This is a genomic window from Pseudomonas koreensis (assembly GCF_036668835.1).
GTDB classification, from domain to species: Bacteria; Pseudomonadota; Gammaproteobacteria; order Pseudomonadales; family Pseudomonadaceae; genus Aquipseudomonas; species Aquipseudomonas koreensis_I.
The window spans coordinates 183,899-205,921 of the sequence record NZ_JAZEVW010000005.1 but is presented as its reverse complement, the minus strand read 5'-3'; the positions used below and the strand labels follow the sequence as shown (position 1 = coordinate 205,921).

Genomic DNA, 22,023 nt, shown 5'->3' with positions numbered 1-22,023 from the left:
TCTCAGGCAACCCGATAACCGGGGCGGACAATCTTCATGCTCAGCGCGCAGGTCAGGACGAACGGCACGAGCATGGCAATCAACATGCCGATGACGAACATGGGGATGTATTGCGGAATGATCGAAATGAACCCCGGCAGCCCGCCGACGCCAATCGCCGAGGCCTGGATGCGATTCAACGACAGGAATATGCAGCCGAGCGCAGAGCCGACCAGCGCCGCATAGAACGGAAACTTGTAGCGCAGGTTGACGCCGAACATCGCCGGCTCGGTGATGCCGAAATAAGCGGAAATCGCTGAGGTCGAAGCCATGCTCTTGTCCCGCGCATTGCGCGTCATCCAGAACACCGCCAGCGCCGCACTGCCCTGAGCGAGGTTGGACATGACGATCATCGGCCAGATGAAGGTGCCGCCCTGGCTCGAGATCAATTGCAGGTCCACGGCGAGAAACATGTGGTGCATGCCGGTGATCACCAGCGGCGCATACAGCAGCCCGAAAATCAGACCGCCCACCAACGGCGCCAGATCAAACAGCATCACCAGACCTTCGGTAATGTAGATGCCGATATGCCGCGTCACCGGACCGATGATCGCCAGCGCCAGCACGCCGGTGACGACGATGGTGGTGATCGGCACCACCAGTAATTGAATCGCGTTGGGCACGCGGGCGCGCAGCCATTTTTCAATCACGCTCATTACATAAGCAGCCAGCAGGATCGGCAGGATCTGCCCTTGATAGCCAACCTTCTCCACTTGGAACAAGCCGAGAATGTCGAAGTACGGCAGTTGCTGCCCGTCGAGTCCGGCCACTGCTTTGCCGTAGTTCCAGGCGTTGAGCAGGTCAGGGTGCACCAGCATTAAACCGAGCACGATGCCGAGAATTTCGCTGCCGCCAAAACGCTTGGCCGCCGACCAGCCCACCAGCGCCGGCAGGAATACGAACGAGGTGTTGGCCATCAGGTTGATCAGGCTCCACAGCCCGTCGAGTTTCGGATAGGCATCAAGCAGCGTCTGCCCTTCGATGAACATGCCCTTGGCGCCGAGCAGGTTGTTGATGCCCATCAGCAGGCCGGCAATGATCAGCGCCGGCAGGATCGGCATGAACACGTCGGAGAACACCCGCACCAGCCGTTGCACGGCGTTGATCTTTTCCGCGCTCTTCTGTTTAACGTCGGCAATCGTCGACGCGGCAAGACCGGTCTGCTTGCGCAGTTCCGCGTAAACCTTTTCCACTTCCCCCGGACCGATCACCACCTGATAGAGACCGCCGGTGAAGAACGAGCCTTTGACCAGATCGATCTGGTTGAGCGTGGCGGTGTCGACCAGGCTCGGGTCTTTCAGAGCCAGACGCAAACGCGTGACGCAATGAGCGGCCTGTTCGAGGTTGTCGGCGCCACCGAGGCTTTGCAGCAAGTCCCTGGCGATGTTCGGGTAGTCGTGGCTCATGCTCGTTCTTCCGCTGTGGATTGTTGTTATTGGCAGCACGCCGAAGCGAAAAATACTCGTACAGACGAGTTAATGCAACAACTCGTACAGACGAGTTTGTTTTTGCATATTCCTGCCAGACCAGCGACGAATTTTCCTACTTGCCCCTAAGCCGATTTCTATCGTCCACATGGACAAAGCCCTACCCTGGCCTTAAGGTTCGAAGCTTTGAGCAGCCTCGGCACCGAGCCCATCCATGAGCAAATACAACCAGATCTACAACGATCTGCTGGCCAGCATCACCACTGAACGCCTGGAACGCGGTGCCCGCCTGCCGTCCGAAACCGAACTCATGGACAGCTATCAGGCCAGCCGCGGCACGGTGCGCAAGGCAATCGAACTGCTGCAGGAACGCGGCTTCGCCCAGAAAATCCACGGCAAAGGCACCTTCGTACTTTCGACCAACCCGATCGAGTTTCAGCTCGGCGGCATCGTCAGCTTTCAAGAGACTTACCCGCGATTGGGCAACGACGTCAGCACCGAAGTGGTCGAACTGAGCCAGTTCGCCCTCGAAGGCGCCCTGCTCGACCACATCCACGCCGAACCCGGCAGCCTGATCACGCGGATCAAGCGCGTGCGGCGGATTGACGGTAAACGGGTGATCCTCGACATCAACCATTTCGTCAGCGACGTGATTCCCGGCCTGTCGCTGGACATCGCCGAGCAGTCGATCTACGCCCACATCGAACAGACCCTGCAATTACAGATCGCCTACGCCCAGCGCACCATCGAAGCGGTACCGCGCAGCAAAGACGATCAGTTGCATCTGGACCTCGACGGCCAGAGCCACGTCATCGTGGTCAGCAACCAGACCTTCCTGCAGGACGGCCGGCAGTTCGAATACACCGAATCACGGCATACGCTGGACAAGTTCTATTTTTCGGATGTGGCGCGGCGTTGATACACGCGACTGCATTCGCCAACCATCAACCAGACCTCAGGCGATAGCCGGCTAACGCACTCGCCTTGAGCCAACCGGCCATGCTCGATCCTTGTTTCTCAAGGATGAAAAGCCCATGACCGCTCCCGAACGCCGTCTCCTGCCCAACGCAGCAGACAAAACCGCCCTGAAAGCCCTCGCCACGACCCTCGTGAAGACCTGCCCGGGTCTGTTTGACGCCGCGCGTCAAGTTGCCAACGAACTGCTGCTGGCCAAAGGTCTGTCCGGCCTTGACCCCGACCGGGTGTATTTCCACCGCTTCAAAACCGCGCAGAGCAGCACGCTGACGTTTACCGGTTGGGAACATCTACTGGAAAAGCCCTACGAAACCCTCACCCTCACGCAACTGGTTATCCATCGCTTTCGCGCGACCGATCAAGACAACGCCGACCTGCTCGGTCTCTACTGTGGCTTCTATTCGGAGGGTCCGGACGGCGAAAATTTCAATCAAGGCAATGAAGTGCGCTTGCTGGGCAGCGATGTTCTGAAGGTGTTCTGGGAGGTCGACTTCAGCACGCGCTACAGCGAGCAATTGAGTAACTTCTGGCAAACCTCAGCGGATGATTTTCGTGTTCTGAGCAAGTGCAACTTCCTCAGTCAAGCGGTGCAGGCGCTGCAACAGCACGACCTTGAAAGCGATGATTTTCAGCGCATCATCGCCTCGGTCATCGGACCGATCACCTGGCCCGTTACTCTGCAAATGCTGCGAGCGACCTACCCGGTCGGCGCAGAAGTACGTGCGCTGGATCTCGATGGCCACGTCGCTACCGATGTGCTGCGTCTGGTCGAAGACAGCGGCCGGCAGACCCTTTACTTGCCAGGCGAAGCCCCGGCTTTTCGCTTGATGGAAACCGAGACGGATCTGCACGGGTGGCTGCTTGAGCAGATGAATGCCGAGGACAAACGCAGCGCATTGCTCAAGCATTTCCCGCTCGCCGAGCGTCACCGCATCAGCGAAAACCTCACCGATCTGATGAACCGCCTGGTGAGCACATGGGGACGCAGCGATCACCGAATGATCAATCGCAGCAACGTCGCCGTCGCCGGGGACGCGTTCACTTGGTTAAGCGAATCGACACGCAGCGCCATGGTTGCTGAAGCCCATCTGACGCTGACTTCCAACAGCGACCTGCGCAAAAAGCTCTGGATAGGTTATCTAAGCGCGGGCCTTAAAGTCTTCGGCCCGATGGCGGCGGTGGGCTGGCCGGCGGCGTTGCCGTTGATCGGCGCCAGCATCGCCAACATGGGACTGAACATCGATCAGGCCGTCAACGGCATCACCCCCGCCGAACGCAAAACAGGACTTACCAATGCGGTGCTCAACGCTATTGAAATCGTCCTGGACGTGCCGTTTCTGATCGGCACGGGCGCGCAACTGGAAGTCGGCCCGCAAGTCGAGTTTGCCGAGGCCGAAGAAATGGCCGGGCTGATCGAGTTCACTTCGTCGGGCACGCCTCTCCTGCCGCCTGTGGAGCCGCCCCCTGCCGCGCTGATTGAAGAAGCCAGCACCGAATTGGCCAACGACATTCCCATCGAAACGCCCTCCACCACATCCGTCCAGGCCTCGACGACTGCCGCTGCACACCAGGGCCCCTCCGCGCCGGGGATTCCCGCCCGCTATCAATGCAATGAGGTACTTGTATCGGACGCCGTTGAGTCGGCCCCGGGGAAATTTGAAGGTATCTACCGTCTCGACAAGGAGCCACGCTACGCGATCAAAATCGGCGACGATGCGTATTACGTGCGCTACTTTGCCGATTCCGAGGAGAGCGGCCACTGGGCGGTCGTCAATCCCGAGCGTCCCAATCAGTTCGCTTATTCGCTGCCGGTCCGCTTCGGGGCTGGCGGCAAGTGGGAGCGCATCCCTGCGTTGCGGCTCAGGGGCGGCGGTCAATGCGTGGGCAAGTCTTGCACAATGGATATTGAAACGACGCCCGAGCCGTCCACGTCAACGCCCTCGGCGGAGTTGCCGCTGGTTGAACCGGTTCCCGGGTCTGCTCGTCCGCTGCGTCTGGTGACGCCCCTCCACGAAGTCATGGGGATGGACATGGCAGCGCTAAGAAGATGGGCGATGAATCTGCCTGAAACCTTCGCTACGCTGCCCAGCGCCGCTCACGGCAATCGGCCGATTGCTGAGGTGTTCGCGGCCTACTTCGGCGAAAGGCGCGCCATTCTGCTCAACGAGGCCAAGGAATTTTACTCGGAGCTGAACTGGACCAACCTGCCCGCCCGGCCGGTCATCCCGCCAATTACCTGCGCGATGACAGTAGACGAACTGATCGATGGTATTTTCGCCAACAGCAGGGGGCTAGTGATTGGCGAGACGCTGGATCGCATCACTAGCATGGGGTTCATGATCGAAAACATGCCGATGTTCGCACGGCACATCGATACCCTTTACGTGCGTGGATTGCTCAGTGATTTTGCTCAGACTGATCTCAACGACTTTCACGTGTCGGGAGAGATGTCACAGGATCTGCGTACCTATCTGGCCAGCCTTGGCACCGACCCCGATGAACGGTTCAACGTCCTTGAGCTGGTCAGGACTGCGCAGGCCAACGGCGTCCGGGTTCACGGCCTCGACATGGCGCAAAATTACAAGCCGAAGGTACCGCTCACCTCGATTGAAGAACAGATGATGCACGCTCGCCTGACCACCCGAATCATGTGGGGTGACGACATCCTCAACAAACCGGGCAAATGGGTTGTATTGAGCGAAGCAACGAATACCAATAATTTCAGAAACCTGCCGGGCATCAGCGAACACATGGGCGGCATCGGTTTACGGATCGAGGAGGTTTCATCCGCCGAGGAAGCAGGCGTCGGTATCGATCCCGGGCTGGAAATCGCGCGCGGCCCGTTTGACAACGGCGCAACGACCCGTGCCTCAGTCGACATGCTCTACGCTGACCTGCGTTTGCAGATCGAATCAGCTACGCCGCCATGGACACCCGCGGCGCAGGAAAAGCTGCTGCATCGCAATGGCATGTTTCTGATCGAAAAGAGCCAAAACGCCTACACACTGGTACGTCGCGACAGCTCAAGCAACATCGTGCGAACATCGGTCAATCGCAGAAGGGATGGCCAGGTTTACATATGGGCGCAGTCGTTGCCTCGAATCAGCGGCATCATGTTCCGTGACATCGCCGCGTTATCCCAGCGGCTGATCGAAATCGGCCTGACCCTGCAAAGTCGCCTGCCTACCTGAGCCGTTGTCAGAATCAGGAAACAAAAAACCCTTGGCTTGTGGCCAAGGGTTTTTTGTTTACTCGATGCGTCGATCAGGGTGCAGCGGGATCACTCCCACTCAATCGTCGCTGGCGGCTTGCTCGACACGTCGTAGGTGACGCGCGAAATGCCTTCGATTTCATTGATGATGCGGCCGGAGACGGTTTCCAGCAGTTCGTACGGCAGGTGTGCCCAACGCGCAGTCATGAAGTCGATGGTTTCTACAGCACGCAGGGCCACGACCCAGGCGTAACGACGGCCGTCGCCGACCACGCCTACCGATTTCACCGGCTGGAACACCACGAAGGCCTGGCTGACTTTGTGGTACCAGTCGGCCTTGCGCAGTTCTTCGATGAAGATGTGGTCGGCACGACGCAGCAGGTCGGCGTATTCCTTCTTCACTTCGCCGAGGATGCGCACGCCCAGGCCCGGGCCCGGGAACGGGTGGCGGTAGACCATGTCGTACGGCAGGCCGAGTTCCAGGCCCAGACGACGGACTTCGTCCTTGAACAGTTCGCGCAGAGGCTCGACCAGTTTCAGGTTCATCTCTTCCGGCAGACCGCCCACGTTGTGGTGCGACTTGATCACGTGGGCCTTGCCGCTTTTCGCGCCAGCCGACTCGATCACGTCCGGGTAGATGGTGCCCTGAGCGAGGTACTTGATGTTTTCCAGTTTGTTGGACTGGGCATCGAAGACGTCGATGAAGGTACGGCCGATGATCTTGCGCTTCTTCTCCGGGTCGGCTTCGCCGGCCAGGTTGTTGAGGAACTGCTCTTCAGCGTTGGCGCGGATCACCTTGACGCCCATGTTCTCGGCGAACATGGCCATCACTTGCTCGCCTTCGTGCAGACGCAGCAGGCCGTTGTCGACGAACACGCAGGTCAGTTGATCACCGATGGCTTTGTGCAGCAGCGCAGCAACTACCGAGGAGTCGACACCGCCGGACAGGCCCAGCAGGACGTTGTCGGTGCCGACCTGGGCGCGGATGTTGGCGATCGCGTCTTCAGCGATTTTCGACGGTGTCCACAGGGCTTCGCAGCCGCAGATGTCGAGCACGAAACGCGAAAGGATACGACCGCCCTGCTTGGTGTGGGTCACTTCCGGGTGGAACTGCACGCCGTAGTAAGCGCGATCGTCGTTGAACATACCGGCGATCGGGCAGCTCGGAGTGCTGGCGAGGATGTGGAAGTCTTCCGGCATCTTCGTGACTTTGTCACCGTGGCTCATCCACACGTCGAGGCCAAACAGGCCATCGGCGTCGATGTGGTCTTCGATGCCGTCGAGCAGACGGCTCTTGCCGACCACGTCAACGCGGGCGTAACCGAACTCACGCAGCTCGGAACCTTCAACCTTGCCGCCCAGTTGCTCGGCCATGGTCTGCATGCCGTAGCAGATACCGAAAACAGGCACGCCCAGATCGAACACGGCCTGTGGGCAGCGCGGGCTGTTGGCTTCGTGCACAGACTCGGGGCCGCCGGCGAGGATGACGCCTTTAGGGGCGAATTCGCGGATCGCATCTTCGTCCATGTCGAACGGGTGCAGTTCGCAGTACACGCCGATCTCGCGCACGCGGCGGGCAATCAGCTGGGTATATTGCGAACCGAAGTCGAGGATCAGGATGCGGTGAGCGTGAATGTCGAGGGCCATGAAAGAAACTCTGAAAAGCAGTTGCAAGCTTCAAGCTGCAAGCTGCAAGTAATCGGAAGCCGAGCGGCCCTGCACTGATGCAGCACCGCTTGCAGCTTGTAACTTGTGGCTTAGAGCTGTCGGCGTCAGCCGACCCGATAGTTTGGCGCTTCCTTGGTGATCTGCACGTCGTGAACGTGGGATTCGGCCATGCCGGCACCGGTGATCCGCACAAACTCAGGCTTGGTACGCATTTCTTCGATGTTGGCGCTGCCGGTGTAACCCATCGAGGAACGCAGACCGCCCATCAACTGGTGAATGATCGCGCTCAGGGTGCCTTTGTACGGCACACGGCCTTCGATGCCTTCCGGAACGAGTTTCTCGGCGCCTGCCGAGGAGTCCTGGAAGTAACGGTCGGAAGAACCCTGGGCCTGGGACATGGCGCCCAGCGAACCCATACCGCGATAAGCCTTGTACGAACGGCCCTGGAACAGTTCGATCTCGCCCGGGGCTTCTTCAGTACCGGCGAACATCGAACCCATCATCACGCAGGACGCACCGGCGACGATGGCCTTGGACAGGTCACCGGAGAAGCGGATACCGCCGTCGGCGATCAACGGCACGCCGGTGCCTTCAAGGGCGGCGGCGACGTTGGCGATCGCGCTGATTTGCGGCACGCCGACACCGGCGACGATACGGGTGGTGCAGATCGAGCCAGGGCCGATACCGACCTTGACTGCGTCGGCGCCCGCTTCGGCCAGGGCCTTGGCAGCGGCGCCGGTGGCGATGTTGCCGCCGATCACCTGCACTTCAGGGAAGTTCTCTTTGACCCAGCGAACGCGGTCGATCACACCTTTGGAGTGACCGTGCGCGGTGTCGACCACCACCACGTCCACGCCAGCGTTGACCAGTGCAGTGACGCGGTCACCGGTGTCTTTGCCGGTGCCGACCGCCGCGCCGACGCGCAGACGACCTTGGTCATCCTTGCTGGCCAGCGGGTAGGCTTTGGCTTTTTCGATGTCGTTGACGGTCATCATGCCTTTGAGGGCGAATTTGTCGTCGACGATCAGCACGCGCTCGATGCGGTGCTTGTGCAGCAGTTCACGGACGTCGTTCTTGTTGGCGCCTTCCTTGACCGTGACCAGACGCTCTTTAGGCGTCATCACTTCGCGGACAGTGGCTTCCAGACGGTTTTCGAAACGTACGTCACGGGAAGTGACGATGCCGACCAGGTCGCCATCGTGCAGTACCGGAACGCCGGAAATGTTGTGCAGACGGGTCAGTTCGAACAGATCACGCACCGTGGCATCGGCCTCGATGGTGATGGGATCCTTGACCACACCGGCTTCGAACTTCTTGACCTTGCGCACTTCGGCAGCTTGCTGCTCGATGGTCATGTTCTTGTGGATAATGCCGATGCCACCTTCCTGAGCCATGGCAATTGCCAGACGGGCTTCAGTAACGGTGTCCATGGCGGCAGAAACCAGAGGAATGTTCAGTTCGATGCCACGGGTAAGACGGGTCTTGAGACTGACTTCGTTGGGAAGTACCTCGGAATAACCGGGCACTAGGAGAATGTCGTCGAATGTCAGAGCTTCTTGGCTGATACGCAGCATCGCGGGGGCTCCCGAGCGGGAAAATGGAAGCGCGCCATTATAGTCAGACACCCCCTGCTGTTCAATGTAAAACTCAGCCTAATTGATAGATGGAAAAGCCCGGCCCTACAGCTCCACCTTGACCCACGAGACAGGTTGATCGAGCCAGTCGGCAAACTCGTCGATGAAGCTCTGCTTGAACCCGGCCTCCAGCCAGTTGTTGAAGATGAAACCCAGGTTGGAAAACGCACATTCCTGCAAGAACAGAAACCCGTTGATGTCGTCTTCGTGCCCGCATTCGGGGCAGGTGAAATTGTCGGTGCGGCCGGGAAACCAGTCTTCCAGACTTTCGAACAGCGCTTCGCCGACTTCGCGGCGGCATTCGGCACAGCCGGCTTCTTCGAGGAAGCCCTTGGCCGGGGTATAGATACAACGCTTGGTGATGATTTCCAGGCCATTGATTGGCTCACCGAACGGCAGCGCCTCAGGGTGCAGCACCACCGCGCGGGCACCGTCGGCGATGGCGTGTGCCATACGGTTGCCGGTGCGCCCGCAGGTGGTCAGTTGTTCTTCGACGATGTTCTTGCGCACCAGCCAACGCACGATCGCCCGCGCCCGGGGTTCGTGCACCGGCAGGGTGGAGATTTTCGGGACGATGATGCTTTGCGTGTTCATGAAAGTTCCTGCGGTGTGGCTTCTGACGCCTTCGCGAGCAGGCTCGCTCCCACATTGGAATGCGGTCACCTGTGGGAGCGAGCCTGCTCGCGAAGGGTCCCTGAAGGGCCGGCAGCTTAATCCCTGACAAAATCCGGTCAAGTGCTGAAATAACGCCCGATCAGAGCAATCCCGCTGGCCAGCACCAGCCACGTCACCAGCCGCACAAACGCTTCGCGGGACAACTTCATGCTCAGCCGTCGACCGATCCACAAGCCCAGCGCCATCGCCGGCAACAGGCACAGCGCCAATATCAACAAGGGTAGCTCGGCATACACCCCAGCGATAACGAACAGACTCAGGCGCACCACGGTGCTGCAACTGATCAGCGCACTCTGCGTGGCCCGCGCGGCTTCTTTGGATAAGCGGCTGTTGAGATAGATCGCGTAGAGAAACCCGCCACTGCCAAACAACGCACCGAACAATCCGCCCACCGTACCCATCGGCACGGCCCATGCCGCCGACAACTGCGCCGGCCGCGCTTTGACCCAAAGGCTATAGACCGCGTAGGCGCTGATGAACAACCCCATCAATAACAGCAGCACATCGGACTTGAGGTTGAGCAGAAAGATCACCCCCAGCGTGCAACCGACCGCCATGCACGGCAGCAGCCGCAACAACTCGGGCTTGGCTACGTCGCGCCGCGATGGCAGCAAATTGCCGAACGCTGCGACGAAATCCAGCAGCACCAGCAGCGGCACGATCTTCGACAGCGGCATGAACAGGATCAGAATCGGCCCCGCGACCAGCGCTGTACCGAACCCGGCGATGCCGAAGACGATGTAGGCCAAAGCAATGCCCAGCCCGATCGCCGCCCAACCACCGGCGCCCCACGACCACGCCCCCAACAGCTCCATAATGTCCATCGGCCCGCATCCTTTATAAGACTGGGCTGACTGTAGCCAGAACCACGCGGCACGACCACAGAAGCGGAGTCAACTTTGTGGGAGCGAGCTTGCTCGCGAATGCGGACTGTCATGCGCCATTGTTGTCGGCTGACACAAAGCTTTCGCGAGCAAGCTCGCTCCCACAGGGTTTTGTGTGGGTGTCATGGTGATTGGCGGGCAAATGCCTTTAAACTGCACCCCATGATTAAAGATCCCTTTGCAAGACTTGGCCTGGACCGAGAAGTCCTGACCGTCAGCCAGCTCAACGGCCGCGCGCGGGTGTTGCTCGAAGACGTGTTCAGCAACATCTGGGTCGAAGGCGAAATCTCCAACCTTGCCCGCCCTGCGTCGGGGCATGTGTATTTCACCCTCAAGGACAGCGGCGCCCAGGTGCGTTGCGCGTTGTTCCGGCAGAACGCCGCGCGGGTGCGTCAGGCGCTGAAGGACGGTTTGGCGGTCAAGGTGCGCGGCAAGGTCTCGCTGTTCGAAGGCCGTGGCGACTATCAGTTGATTCTCGACACCGTGGAGCCGGCCGGTGACGGCGCGTTGCGCCTGGCCTTCGATGCGCTGAAGGAAAAACTCAGCGCCGAAGGTCTGTTCAGCGCCGAGCGCAAAGTACCGCTGCCGGCTCATCCGCAGCGCATCGGCATCATCAGTTCGCCGACTGGCGCGGTGATTCGCGACATCATCAGTGTGTTCCGCCGTCGCGCGCCGCAGATACAGTTGACCTTGATTCCCACCGCCGTGCAGGGCCGCGAAGCCACCGCGCAAATCGTCCGTGCGCTGAAAATGGCCGACGCGCGCGGTTTCGACGCGCTGATCCTCGCCCGTGGCGGCGGTTCGCTGGAAGACCTCTGGTGCTTCAACGAAGAAGCCGTGGCGCGCGCTGTCGATGCCTGCGTCACACCGATCGTCAGCGCAGTCGGCCATGAAACCGATGTGTCGATCAGCGACTTTGTTGCCGACGTGCGCGCGCCGACGCCGTCCGCCGCGGCCGAACTGCTTGCGCCGGATTCGAGCCATTTGATCCGTCAGGTCGAAAGCCTGCATCGCCGTCTGGTGATGCGCATGCGCGACCGCTTGATGCGTGACCGTCTGCGCCTGGAAGGCATGGCCCGGCGCTTGCGGCATCCCGGCGAGCGTTTGCGCCAACAGGCGCAGCGTCTGGATGATCTGGACATGCGCATGCGCCGCGCGTTCGAGCGTCATCTCAATACTCGCCGCGAGCGCCTGATCCGTCTGGAAACCCGCCTCGCCGGGCAACATCCGGGTCGTCAGTTGGCGATGCTGCGCCAGCGTCTCGACAGTCTCGCCGACCGCTTGCCCCGCGCCATGCGTGAAGGCCTGAAAAACCGTCATCTGCAACTGCACAGCCAGATGCAGACCCTGCATGTGGTCAGCCCGCTGGCAACCCTCGGTCGCGGCTACAGCATTCTGCTCGACGAGCGCGGCCACGCGATCCGCGACGCCGCGCAGACCCACACCGGCCAGCGCCTCAAGGCCAAGCTGGGCGAAGGCGAACTGCAAGTGCGTGTCGAGGACAACCACCTCACGCCCGTCACCCTCTCTCTACTGGACTGATCCATGCCGCGCTTTCTCGCTCCGCTGCTGTTGCTGTGCCTGACCTTCAATGCCCACGCCGACAGTTACATCACTCGCCTGCTGAACAAACCGGTGCCGGGCGGCGTAGCCGTGGTGGATCTGGGCGCGGCAGCACAAGCGCCGAAAGCCACGTATCAGGGCAAACCGGTGCTGGTGGTGAAAGAGCAGAACAACTGGCTGGCGATCGTCGGCGTGCCGCTGACGGTCAAACCCGGTGCGCAGCAGATCAGCAGCGGCGGCCGGACTCTGCCCTTCACCGTGGGCAGCAAGAAATACCCGGAGCAGCGCATCACCCTGAAGAACAAGCAGCAGGTCAACCCGGACCAGTCGAACCTCAAACGCATCGAGGGTGAGCTGGCCGAGCAGATCAAGGCCTATCGCAGCTTCAGCCCGAACACGCCGAGCAACCTGCTGCTGGACAAACCGGTGAACGGGCCGCTGTCGAGCAAGTTCGGCGTGCGCCGCTTTTTCAACGGTGAAGAGCGCAACCCTCACGCCGGTCTCGATTTCGCCGTGCCGGCCGGTACGCCGATCAAGACCCCGGCGGCGGGCAAGGTGATCCTTACCGGTAACTACTTCTTCAATGGCAACACGGTGTTTGTCGACCATGGGCAAGGCTTTATCAGCATGTTCTGCCATATGTCGAAGATTGATGTGAAGGTCGGCGACCAATTGGCGCGTGGCGCAGTGGTCGGCAAGGTTGGCGCGACCGGCCGGGCGACCGGACCGCACATGCACTGGAATGTCAGCCTGAATGATGCGCGGGTGGATCCGGCGATTTTCATTGGCGCTTTCCAACCTTGAATATGTGTTGAGGCGACCGGCCTCTTCGCGAGCAGGCTCGCTCCCACACTGGATCTTATTCACAACAAAGATCCCCTGTGGGAGCGAGCCTGCTCGCGAAGGCGGCCTATAAAACACCACCATACTCAATGAATTTTCAAAAAATCAATTGCGCCTCAATCTAGCCTCACGCAAACATCGAAAACTTCCTAGGCCTTAAGCGCAATAAATTCCTGCAAAACACGGCTTTCCGAGAATTCCTCTCAATTTTTTTCGACTGCTTGCCATCCTCCCCCCTCGCGGTTAGGGTTGAGGGCATGAAAACCTCTCACACCCTCATTCAGCTTCGCCAGCACCGCAGCCTGTGCCTCGTCAGCGCACGACTGCCAGGCTGAATCGCTGCGCCTCGTCCTACGCTTTTCCAAGAACAATCGTTCAACCGGCAGGCCGCCTCTTTTCGGCCCAGACAACAAGGAATTTCCCGATGAGCATGCTCAAAGACCCGTCTTCGAAATACCGCGCGTTTCCCGTCATCAACCTGCCGGATCGCACCTGGCCGTCGAAGACCATCGACACCGCGCCGATCTGGTGCAGCTCCGACCTGCGTGACGGTAACCAGTCGCTGATCGAACCGATGGACGCGGCGAAAAAGCTGCGCTTCTGGAAAACCCTGGTTCAAGTGGGCGTGAAAGAAATCGAAGCGTCGTTCCCGGCGGCTTCGCAAACCGACTTTGACTTTGTGCGCACCCTGATCGAAGAGGGCCACATCCCGGATGACACCACCATTCAGGTGCTGACCCAGGGCCGTGAAGATCTGATCGAGCGCACCTTCGAATCCCTGCGCGGGGCGAAAAAAGCCATCGTTCACCTGTACAACGCCACCTCGCCGTCGTTCCGCCGTATCGTGTTCAATCAGGACAAGGACGGCATCAAGGCCATCGCGGTCAATGCGGCCAAACTGTTCGTCAAATACGCAGCGATGCAGCCGGAGACCGAGTGGACCTTCGAATACTCGCCGGAAACCTTCAGCGCTACCGAACTGGAGTTCGCCAAGGAAGTCTGTGACGCGGTGATCGAGGTGTGGAACCCGACGCCCGAGCACAAGATGATCCTCAACCTGCCGGCCACCGTTGAATGCGCGACGCCAAACGTCTACGCCGACCAGATCGAATGGTTCGGCCGCAACATCAACCGTCGTGACAGTGTGATCATCAGCCTGCACACGCACAACGACCGTGGCACCGGCGTCGCAGCCACCGAGCTGGGCCTGATGGCCGGCGCCGATCGTGTCGAAGGCTGCCTGTTCGGCAATGGCGAGCGCACCGGTAACGTCGACCTCGTCACCGTCGCGCTGAACATGTATACCCAGGGCCTCGATCCGCAACTGGATTTCTCCGACATCGATGGCGTGCGCAAAGTCGTCGAGGAGTGCAACCAGATTCAGGTTCACCCGCGTCACCCGTACGTTGGCGACCTGGTCCACACCGCGTTCTCCGGCTCGCACCAGGATGCGATCCGCAAAGGCTTCTCCCAGCAGAAACCCGACGCTCTGTGGGAAGTCCCGTACTTGCCGATCGACCCGGCCGACATCGGCCGCAGCTACGAGGCGGTGATCCGCGTCAACAGCCAGTCGGGCAAGGGCGGCATCGCCTACTTGCTGGAGCAGGAATACGGCATCAGCCTGCCGCGCCGCATGCAGATCGAGTTCAGCCAAGTGGTGCAGCGTGAAACCGACCGTCTCGGCCTGGAAATGACTGCCAAGCAGATTCACTCGCTGTTGATCAGCGAATACCTGCAAGCCAACACCCCGTACGCACTGGTCAGCCATCGCCTGCAGGAAGAAAACGGCAACAGCGCCGTCGAAGTGGAAGTGGCGAGCAAGGGTCAGGGCGAAACCAACCTGCACTGGCGCGGCAAGGGCAACGGTGCGCTGGAAGCACTGGTCGCCGGCCTGCCGGTTCCGGTGGAAATCATGGACTACAACGAGCACGCGATCGGCGCCGGCACCAACGCCAAAGCGGCGGCCTACATCGAGCTGCGCGTGAACGGCGAACGTGCGGTGCACGGCGTGGGGATCGATGAAAACATCACCACGGCCAGCTTCAAGGCGCTGTTCAGCGCACTGAACCGCTCGCTGAGCCAGCCAGAGGCGAAAGCGGCTTGATTGACCGCTGAAATGCAAAAGGCCCCGGAGTGAAAGCTGCGGGGCCTTTTTTTGCCTACAGGTATCTGGCTGACTTTTATGGCCCCTTCGCGAGCAGGCTCGCTCCCACATTTGGAATGCATTTACCTGTGGGAGCGAGCCTGCTCGCGAAGGCGTCCTGACGCGCGCTGCGAGTATCAGGTGAACTCAAATGTGTCGGCATCCAGATTCGCCGGAAACCGCTCGCGGTAAGCGGCCAACGGCGCCGCCTCCAGCACCACCTTGAACACGCCGTCCGCCTCCCCCGCTGCCAGCAACGTCTCGCCCTGGAAATCCAGCACCTGACTGTCGCCGGTGTAAGCGAAGCCTTTGCCATCGGTGCCAACCCGATTCACCGCCGCCACATAGCATAGGTTTTCGATGGCCCGGGCCGGCAACAGGCGATTCCAGTGCAAACGCCGTGCACCGGGCCAATTGGCGGTGTACAGCAGCAGGTCGGTGTCCTGGGCGTCGCGGCTCCACACCGGGAAACGCAGGTCGTAGCAAATCAGCGGGCGAATGCGCCAGCCTTTCAATTCGAACTGCACCTGACGATCACCGGGGGTGTAGTGGTTATGTTCGCCGGCCATGCGGAACAGATGACGCTTGTCGTAATGCAGCACCTCGCCGTCAGGGCGTGCCCACAGCAGGCGGTTGCGATGGCTACCGTCGGCGGCCTGAATGATCACGCTGCCGGTGATCACCGCGTCGAGTTTCGCTGCTTGTACTCGCAGCCACTTGCTGGTCGGGCCGTTCTCGGCTTCGGCGAGGGTTTGCGATTCCATGGAAAAACCGGTAGTGAACATCTCCGGCAAGATAATAAGATCGGCGCCACGCGCCTGTTCCAGTAGCGACTCGAAATGCTCAAGGTTGGCCTGGCGGTCATGCCAGGCCAGGCTGGTCTGGATTAGCGCCAGATTCAGATCGGGTAACGCACTCAGATCACGCATAGTTTTGCCGCCGCTTCACGCAGCGTCTCCTCGCGCTTGGCAAAGCACAAACGCACCAGGCGCTGGCCTTGCGGTGGTTTCTGGTAGAACACCGACACCGGAATACTTGCCACGCCATGCTCGCGGGTCATCCACAGGGCCATCTCGACGTCGTTCAGGTCGGGGCGAATCTGCGAATAATCGACCAGTTGGAAATAGGTACCGGTGACCCGAGTGAAACGCAAGCGCGACGGCGCCAGCAGGTCGCAGAACAGGTCGCGCTTGGCCTGATAGAAACCCGGCAGTTCTTCGACATGTTCAGGGTGCTCAGCCATGTAGTCGGCCAATGCGTATTGCAGCGGCGTGACACCGCAGAAGCTCACGTATTGATGCACCTTGCGCAGCTCGGCAGTGAGCGCTGGCGGTGCGATGACGTAGCCGGTTTTCCAGCCAGTGACGTGATAGGTCTTGCCGAACGAACTGACCACGAACGCACGCAGGTACAGCTCCTCGTGAGCCAGCACGCTGACATGCGGCACACCGTCAAATACCAGGTGTTCGTAGACTTCGTCACTGATCACATAGATGTCGCGATCACGAATCAACGCGGCCAGTTGATCCAGTTCGGCGCGACTGATCAGCGCGCCGCTCGGGTTGTGCGGGGTGTTGAGAATGATCATTCGCGTGCGCGGCGTCAGCGCTGCGCTGAGCTGATCGAAATCGATGGAAAAATCCTTCAGGCCCAACTGCACATGCACGCAGCGACCGCCGGCCAGTTCCACCGCCGGCTCATAACTGTCGTAAGCCGGGTCGAAAACGATGACTTCGTCGCCACTGTGGATAACCGCCTGAATGGCGCAGAAGATCGCTTGAGTGGCACCGGGCGTCACGGTCACTTCGTGATCGGCATCGACCGTGGCGCCGTAACTGCGCGCAATTTTCGCGGCGATCTGCTGACGCAGCGCCGGCAGGCCAGTCATCGGCGAATACTGGTTATGGCCGCTGGCGATATGCCGACCGACTGCATCACGCAGCGACTGCGGGCCGTCGAAATCCGGAAAACCCTGAGACAGGTTGATCGCCCCGGTCTGCGCCGCGAGCTGAGACATCTGCGTGAAAATGGTGATGCCGACATTCGGCAGCTTGCTGGTGATCATCGGAGGCCCCTTGCAGGTGAAACGCAAGTTTCAAGCCTCAAGCTGCAAGCTGCAAGCAAAAACCCGCGCCCACAAAAAAGGGCTCCTACAGAGCCCTTTTTGCTTTACCGCTTTTACTTGAAGCTTGCAGCTCGAAACTTGAAGCTGCTTTTTTATTTCTTGTCGCGGCGTTTCTTGCTGGCTTTCTTGTTGTGCGACATCAAGCGACGCTTCTTGTTGACCTGGCGGTCGGTCAGCGTGTTCTTGTTGCCTTCGTACGGGTTCTCGCCGCCCTTGAACTCGATGCGGATCGGCGTACCGACCAGCTTCAGCACACGGCGGTAAGTGTTCTCCAGATAGCGCACATACGACTTCGGCACTTTCTCGATCTGGTTACCGTGGATCACGATGATCGGCGGGTTGGCACCACCCAAGTGCGCATAACGCAGCTTGATCCGGCGGTTGTTGACCATCGGAGGCGCATGCTCGCCTACCGCATCTTCGAGAATCTGGGTCAGACGGTTGGTCGGCCAGCGGGTGACAGCGGATTTGAACGAGTTCTGTACGGAAGCGTAGAGGTTGCCCACGCCGGTGCCGTGCAGTGCCGAGATGAAGTGGATGTCAGCGTAGTCAACGAAGAACAGTCGACGTTGCAGCTCGACCTTGACGAAGTCGCGCTCGCTCGGCGTCATGCCGTCCCACTTGTTGATCGCGATGACCAGCGCACGACCCGACTCGATGGCGAAGCCCAGCAGGTTGAGGTCGTGATCGACCACACCTTCGCGGGCGTCCATGACGAAGATCACCACGTTGGCGTCTTTGATCGCCTGCAGGGTTTTGACCACGGAGAATTTTTCGACTTCTTCGTGGATCTTGCCGCGCTTGCGGACACCGGCGGTGTCGATCAGCGTGTACTTCTCTTCATTTCGTTCAAACGGAATGTAGATACTGTCGCGGGTCGTGCCTGGCTGGTCATACACGATGACTCGGTCTTCACCGAGCATGCGGTTGACCAGGGTCGATTTACCGACGTTCGGACGGCCAATGATGGCGATCTTGATCCCGTCTTTTTCGCTCGGGCCAGGAATGCGCTTGGCTTCCTCGCCTTCGGCAACGATCTCTTCCTCTTCACCTTCCGCCGGCTCGTCATCATCACGCGGGAAGTCGCTCAGGGCGGCTTCGAGCAACTGCGTGATGCCACGGCCGTGAGCACCGGCGATCGGGATCGCGTGGCCCATGCCCAGCGGGGCGAATTCGGCGCGGGCCATTTCCGGATCGATGTTGTCGACCTTGTTGGCAACCACGTGGGAACGCTTGTTACGTTTGCGCAGGTGCTCGGCGATCATCTGGTCGGCGGCGGTGAAACCGGCCTTGGCATCTACCAGGAACAGCACAACGTCTGCTTCTTCAATGGCCAGCAGCGACTGCTCGGCCATTTTTTCGTCCATACCATGTTCGTCACCGGAGATACCGCCGGTGTCGATCAGAATGTAGGAACGCCCTTGCCACTTGGCCTCACCGTACTGGCGATCACGGGTCAGACCGGACAGGTCGCCGACGATGGCGTCGCGAGTCCGAGTCAGGCGGTTGAACAAGGTGGACTTGCCGACGTTCGGTCGGCCCACCAGGGCGATTACGGGAACCATGCGGCTCTCCACTTCGTTATTTCAGAAAATACAAAAGCCGCTGCGAGGCAGCGGCTGGTGCTCGGGGCAACGCCTGATAGCGCTGCAAGCCCCATGAATCTGGGGCCGCCTGGGGGGTTAACCCCAAGCATAGTTGTTACTTGATGGTCAGGGCTTCCAGTTTGCCGCTGTTGCCATACACATAAATCGTGTCACCCACCACCAGCGGACGGGCACGCAGGCCGTCGCTGTCGATGCGCTCACGGCCGACGAAACGACCGTCAACCTGACTCAGCAGGTGCAGATAACCTTCCAGGTCACCCACTGCAACATAGCTGGAGAACACTTCCGGAGCCGACAGCTGACGGCGAGCCAGCGCATCGTTGCTCCACAACGCGGTGGTGGAACGCTCATCGACGCCTTCAACGGTGCCCGAGGACAGGCTCACGTAGACGCTGCCGAAACCCTGAGCGATACCGGCGTAGCTCGAGGCATCGCGCTGCCAGAGTTGACGACCGCTTTCCACGTCCAGTGCCGCGACGCGACCCTGATAGCTGGCCACGTACAGCGTGCCGCCGGACAGCAGCAGACCGCCGTCGATGTCGACCACGCGCTCCAGTTCCGAACGACCCTGTGGAATGGCGATGCGCTGTTCCCACACCGGCACGCCGTTGGAAATGTCCAGGGCGACCACTTTACCGGTCGACAGGCCAGCCAGCGCGAGGCGGTTGGTCACCAGCGGTGCACTGGTGCCCCGCAGGGTCAGTACCGCCGGCGTGCTGTCATATACCCAACGCTGGTTGCCGGTAGAGGCGTCCAGACCGATCAGACGATCGTCCTGGGTCTGCACCACCACCACATCACCGTTGTTGGCCGGCGGCGCGAGGACTTCGCTGTTGACGCGAGCACGCCACTTCTCTTCACCGTTGCTGGTGTCCAGAGCGACGACTTCGCCACGCAGGGTGCCGATCAACACCAGACCGTAACCAACGCCAACGGCGCCGGAAACTGGCAGTTCAAGGTCCTGTTTCCATTTCACGTCGCCATTGCTGCGATCCATGGCCATGACCACGCCGGTGACATCAGCGGCGTAGATGGTGTCACCATCGATCGCCGGCACCAGCATGTTGTAGGTTTCGCCCTGACCGTCACCGATCGAACGACTCCACTGCTTTTGCAGAACCACTTCTTCTTTGAAGTCGGTCAGTTCAGCCGGTGGCAATTCTTTCTTGCTGTTGCTGCTGCAACCCGCGGCCAGAAGGGCCAGAGCCAGCAATGCTGCATGCTTCCAACGGATCACGTCACGCATCCCCTTTGGCCAGGTCGTCGAGCTTGATTTGAAGGCCACCGACTGCCGCTTCATCCGACAGTGCCGCCTTGGCTTTTTGATACGCCTTGTTCGCGTCGTCAGTACGGCCCAGCTTCACCAGCAGGTCGCCCTTGAGTTCTTCGCGAGTGGCCAGGAACGCTTTGTCGGCATCGCCGTCGAGCAGTTTCAGGGCGTCTTCGGTCTTGTCCTGCGCACCCAGCACCTGCGCCAGACGCTGACGGGCGATCTCGCCCAGCGCCGGGTTGGCCGGTTTGTCGACGATGGCTTTCAGCTCGGTGGCTGCGTCGTCCAGCTTGCCGCTGTCAACCGCGACCTTGGCGACGAACAGGCTGCCGTACTGCGCATAGGCAGAACCGCCGAATTCGCTGTTGAGCTTGCCGGCCAGATCGGCAACGCGCGCCGCGTCTGGCTTGCCGTCAGGCGTCAGGGTAGTTTCCAGCAGTTGCTGATAGAGCACCGAGGCGCCTTGCGACTGGTTGCTCTGATACTTGTGATAAGCCTGCCAGCCGAACACGATGACCAGCGCCAACAGGCCGCCGGTGACCAGAGGTTTGCCGTTGCGTGTCCACCAGTCCTTCAAATCCGCCAACTGTTCGTCTTCGGTACTCGACACCCCAATACTCCTTAATCGCTAAATCGGCTGTTAAGACAGCTTCAACCCTGCACGACGCAGGTGGCCAGGTGAGCGGCGAGCGCATCCCAGGCAATGCTTTGTTGTTCGCCCTGGCCACGCAGGGGTTTGAAACCTACCACTTGCTGGGCCATCTCGTCGTCACCGAGGATCAGTGCGTACAGCGCACCGCTCTTGTCGGCTTTCTTGAACTGGCTCTTGAAGCTGCCGGCGCCGGCATTGACTTGCAGGCGCAGGTTTGGAAGCTGATCGCGAACCCGCTCGGCCAGGGCCAGACCGGCCAGCTCCGCCTGCTCACCGAAGGCGCACAGGTAGACGTCGACCTGACGGGAGATTTCTGCCGGGATCTGCTCAAGGGTCTCGAGCATCAGCACCAGACGTTCAATGCCCATGGCAAAACCGACGCCGGTGGTCGGCTTGCCACCCATCTGCTCGACCAGACCGTCGTAACGGCCGCCCGCGCACACGGTGCCCTGGGCGCCGAGTTTGTCGGTGACCCATTCGAAAACGGTTTTGCTGTAGTAATCGAGGCCGCGTACCAGTTTCGGGTTGAGCACGTACGGAATGCCCACCGCGTCGAGCCGCGCCTTCAGCCCTTCGAAGTGAGCACGGGACTCGTCATCGAGGTAGTCGGCCATTTTCGGCGCATCGACCAGTACCGCCTGAGTGTCGGCGTTCTTGGTGTCGAGCACGCGCAGCGGATTGGTTTTCAGGCGGCGCTGGCTGTCTTCGTCGAGCTTGTCGTGGTGCGCCGAGAGATACTCGACCAGCGCTTCACGATAACGCCCGCGGGACTCGCTGGTGCCGAGGCTGTTGAGTTCGAGTTTGACCGCATCACGGATACCCAGCTCGCCCCACAGGCGCCAGGTCATGATGATCAGTTCGGCGTCAATGTCCGGACCGTCGAGGTTGAACACCTCCAGACCGATCTGGTGGAACTGACGATAACGGCCTTTTTGCGGGCGCTCGTGGCGGAACATCGGGCCGATGTACCAGAGCTTCTGCACCTGACCGCCGCCAGTAATGCCGTGCTCGAGCACTGCACGCACGCACGCCGCCGTACCTTCCGGACGCAAGGTCAGCGAATCGCCGTTGCGGTCTTCGAAGGTGTACATCTCTTTTTCGACGATATCGGTCACTTCACCGATCGAGCGCTTGAACAGCTCGGTGAACTCGACGATCGGCATGCGGATCTGCTTGTAACCGTAGTTGTCCAGCAGACGCGCAACAGTGCCCTCGAAATAACGCCACAGCGGGGTCTGTTCGGGCAGGATGTCGTTCATGCCACGAATGGCTTGCAGAGACTTGCTCACAAAAATTCCTTAATTCGT

General features: G+C 60.2%; 16 protein-coding genes. 5 read left to right on the top strand and 11 right to left on the bottom strand.

What is annotated here, in order from left to right:
- Nucleotides 1–2: 2 nt before the first annotated feature.
- Nucleotides 3–1,445 carry a PTS system trehalose-specific EIIBC component gene (gene treP / locus V6F91_RS16540; protein ID WP_332766210.1) on the bottom strand — a complete coding sequence of 481 codons (1,443 nt, stop codon included), beginning with the start codon at nucleotides 1,443–1,445 and terminating at the stop codon, nucleotides 3–5.
- A 235-nt stretch (nucleotides 1,446–1,680) separates the two neighbouring features.
- Between treP and treR the strand changes: the two genes are divergently transcribed.
- Complete coding sequence (gene treR / locus V6F91_RS16535) at nucleotides 1,681–2,385, top strand: trehalose operon repressor (protein WP_332766208.1); 705 nt, start codon at nucleotides 1,681–1,683, stop codon at nucleotides 2,383–2,385.
- Nucleotides 2,386–2,476: 91 nt separating this feature from the next.
- Nucleotides 2,477–5,632 carry a membrane-targeted effector domain-containing toxin gene (locus V6F91_RS16530; RefSeq protein WP_332766206.1) on the top strand — a complete coding sequence of 1,052 codons (3,156 nt, stop codon included), beginning with the start codon at nucleotides 2,477–2,479 and terminating at the stop codon, nucleotides 5,630–5,632.
- A gap of 89 nt (nucleotides 5,633–5,721) precedes the next feature.
- Here V6F91_RS16530 and guaA read toward each other — a convergent pair whose 3' ends face one another.
- From guaA to V6F91_RS16510, 4 genes are all read right to left on the bottom strand, one after another.
- The gene (gene guaA / locus V6F91_RS16525) at nucleotides 5,722–7,299 is read right to left on the bottom strand and encodes a glutamine-hydrolyzing GMP synthase (RefSeq protein ID WP_042608327.1); all 1,578 of its coding nucleotides are present in this window, start codon (nucleotides 7,297–7,299) and stop codon (nucleotides 5,722–5,724) included.
- A gap of 125 nt (nucleotides 7,300–7,424) precedes the next feature.
- Nucleotides 7,425–8,894: an IMP dehydrogenase gene (gene guaB, locus V6F91_RS16520; protein ID WP_093098602.1), complete on the bottom strand. Its 1,470-nt coding sequence runs from the start codon at nucleotides 8,892–8,894 to the stop codon at nucleotides 7,425–7,427.
- A gap of 105 nt (nucleotides 8,895–8,999) precedes the next feature.
- Nucleotides 9,000–9,548 (bottom strand): sugar ABC transporter ATPase, encoded by a 549-nt coding sequence (locus V6F91_RS16515; RefSeq protein ID WP_090285997.1) that lies wholly within the window; start codon nucleotides 9,546–9,548, stop codon nucleotides 9,000–9,002.
- 137 nt (nucleotides 9,549–9,685) lie between these two features.
- Complete coding sequence (locus V6F91_RS16510; RefSeq protein ID WP_332766197.1) at nucleotides 9,686–10,453, bottom strand: sulfite exporter TauE/SafE family protein; 768 nt, start codon at nucleotides 10,451–10,453, stop codon at nucleotides 9,686–9,688.
- 222 nt (nucleotides 10,454–10,675) lie between these two features.
- Here V6F91_RS16510 and xseA point away from each other — a divergent pair, with 222 nt between their 5' ends.
- The 3 genes from xseA to leuA all read left to right on the top strand — a co-directional run bounded on the left by xseA (nucleotide 10,676) and on the right by leuA (nucleotide 15,023).
- Complete coding sequence (xseA, locus tag V6F91_RS16505) at nucleotides 10,676–12,055, top strand: exodeoxyribonuclease VII large subunit (RefSeq protein ID WP_332766195.1); 1,380 nt, start codon at nucleotides 10,676–10,678, stop codon at nucleotides 12,053–12,055.
- A 3-nt stretch (nucleotides 12,056–12,058) separates the two neighbouring features.
- Entirely contained in the window at nucleotides 12,059–12,880 is an 822-nt protein-coding gene (locus tag V6F91_RS16500) for a peptidoglycan DD-metalloendopeptidase family protein (protein ID WP_332766193.1), read from the top strand.
- Nucleotides 12,881–13,343: 463 nt separating this feature from the next.
- Nucleotides 13,344–15,023 (top strand): 2-isopropylmalate synthase, encoded by a 1,680-nt coding sequence (gene leuA / locus V6F91_RS16495; RefSeq protein WP_332766191.1) that lies wholly within the window; start codon nucleotides 13,344–13,346, stop codon nucleotides 15,021–15,023.
- A gap of 176 nt (nucleotides 15,024–15,199) precedes the next feature.
- Here leuA and V6F91_RS16490 read toward each other — a convergent pair whose 3' ends face one another.
- From V6F91_RS16490 to hisS, 6 genes are all read right to left on the bottom strand, one after another.
- Nucleotides 15,200–15,991 carry an amidohydrolase gene (locus tag V6F91_RS16490; protein ID WP_332766189.1) on the bottom strand — a complete coding sequence of 264 codons (792 nt, stop codon included), beginning with the start codon at nucleotides 15,989–15,991 and terminating at the stop codon, nucleotides 15,200–15,202.
- Nucleotides 15,979–17,127, bottom strand: a complete 1,149-nt coding sequence (locus V6F91_RS16485; RefSeq protein WP_332766187.1) for a pyridoxal phosphate-dependent aminotransferase — start codon at nucleotides 17,125–17,127, stop codon at nucleotides 15,979–15,981. The genes V6F91_RS16490 and V6F91_RS16485 overlap by 13 nt, the downstream gene beginning before the upstream one ends.
- A gap of 152 nt (nucleotides 17,128–17,279) precedes the next feature.
- Nucleotides 17,280–18,752 carry a ribosome biogenesis GTPase Der gene (gene der / locus V6F91_RS16480; protein WP_090286015.1) on the bottom strand — a complete coding sequence of 491 codons (1,473 nt, stop codon included), beginning with the start codon at nucleotides 18,750–18,752 and terminating at the stop codon, nucleotides 17,280–17,282.
- A 136-nt stretch (nucleotides 18,753–18,888) separates the two neighbouring features.
- Nucleotides 18,889–20,040, bottom strand: a complete 1,152-nt coding sequence (gene bamB, locus V6F91_RS16475) for an outer membrane protein assembly factor BamB (RefSeq protein WP_208939869.1) — start codon at nucleotides 20,038–20,040, stop codon at nucleotides 18,889–18,891.
- Nucleotides 20,033–20,674 (bottom strand): tetratricopeptide repeat protein, encoded by a 642-nt coding sequence (locus tag V6F91_RS16470; protein ID WP_090286019.1) that lies wholly within the window; start codon nucleotides 20,672–20,674, stop codon nucleotides 20,033–20,035. The genes bamB and V6F91_RS16470 overlap by 8 nt, the downstream gene beginning before the upstream one ends.
- A 41-nt stretch (nucleotides 20,675–20,715) precedes the next feature.
- Nucleotides 20,716–22,005 (bottom strand): histidine--tRNA ligase, encoded by a 1,290-nt coding sequence (gene hisS, locus V6F91_RS16465; protein ID WP_203419386.1) that lies wholly within the window; start codon nucleotides 22,003–22,005, stop codon nucleotides 20,716–20,718.
- Nucleotides 22,006–22,023 lie beyond the last annotated feature (18 nt).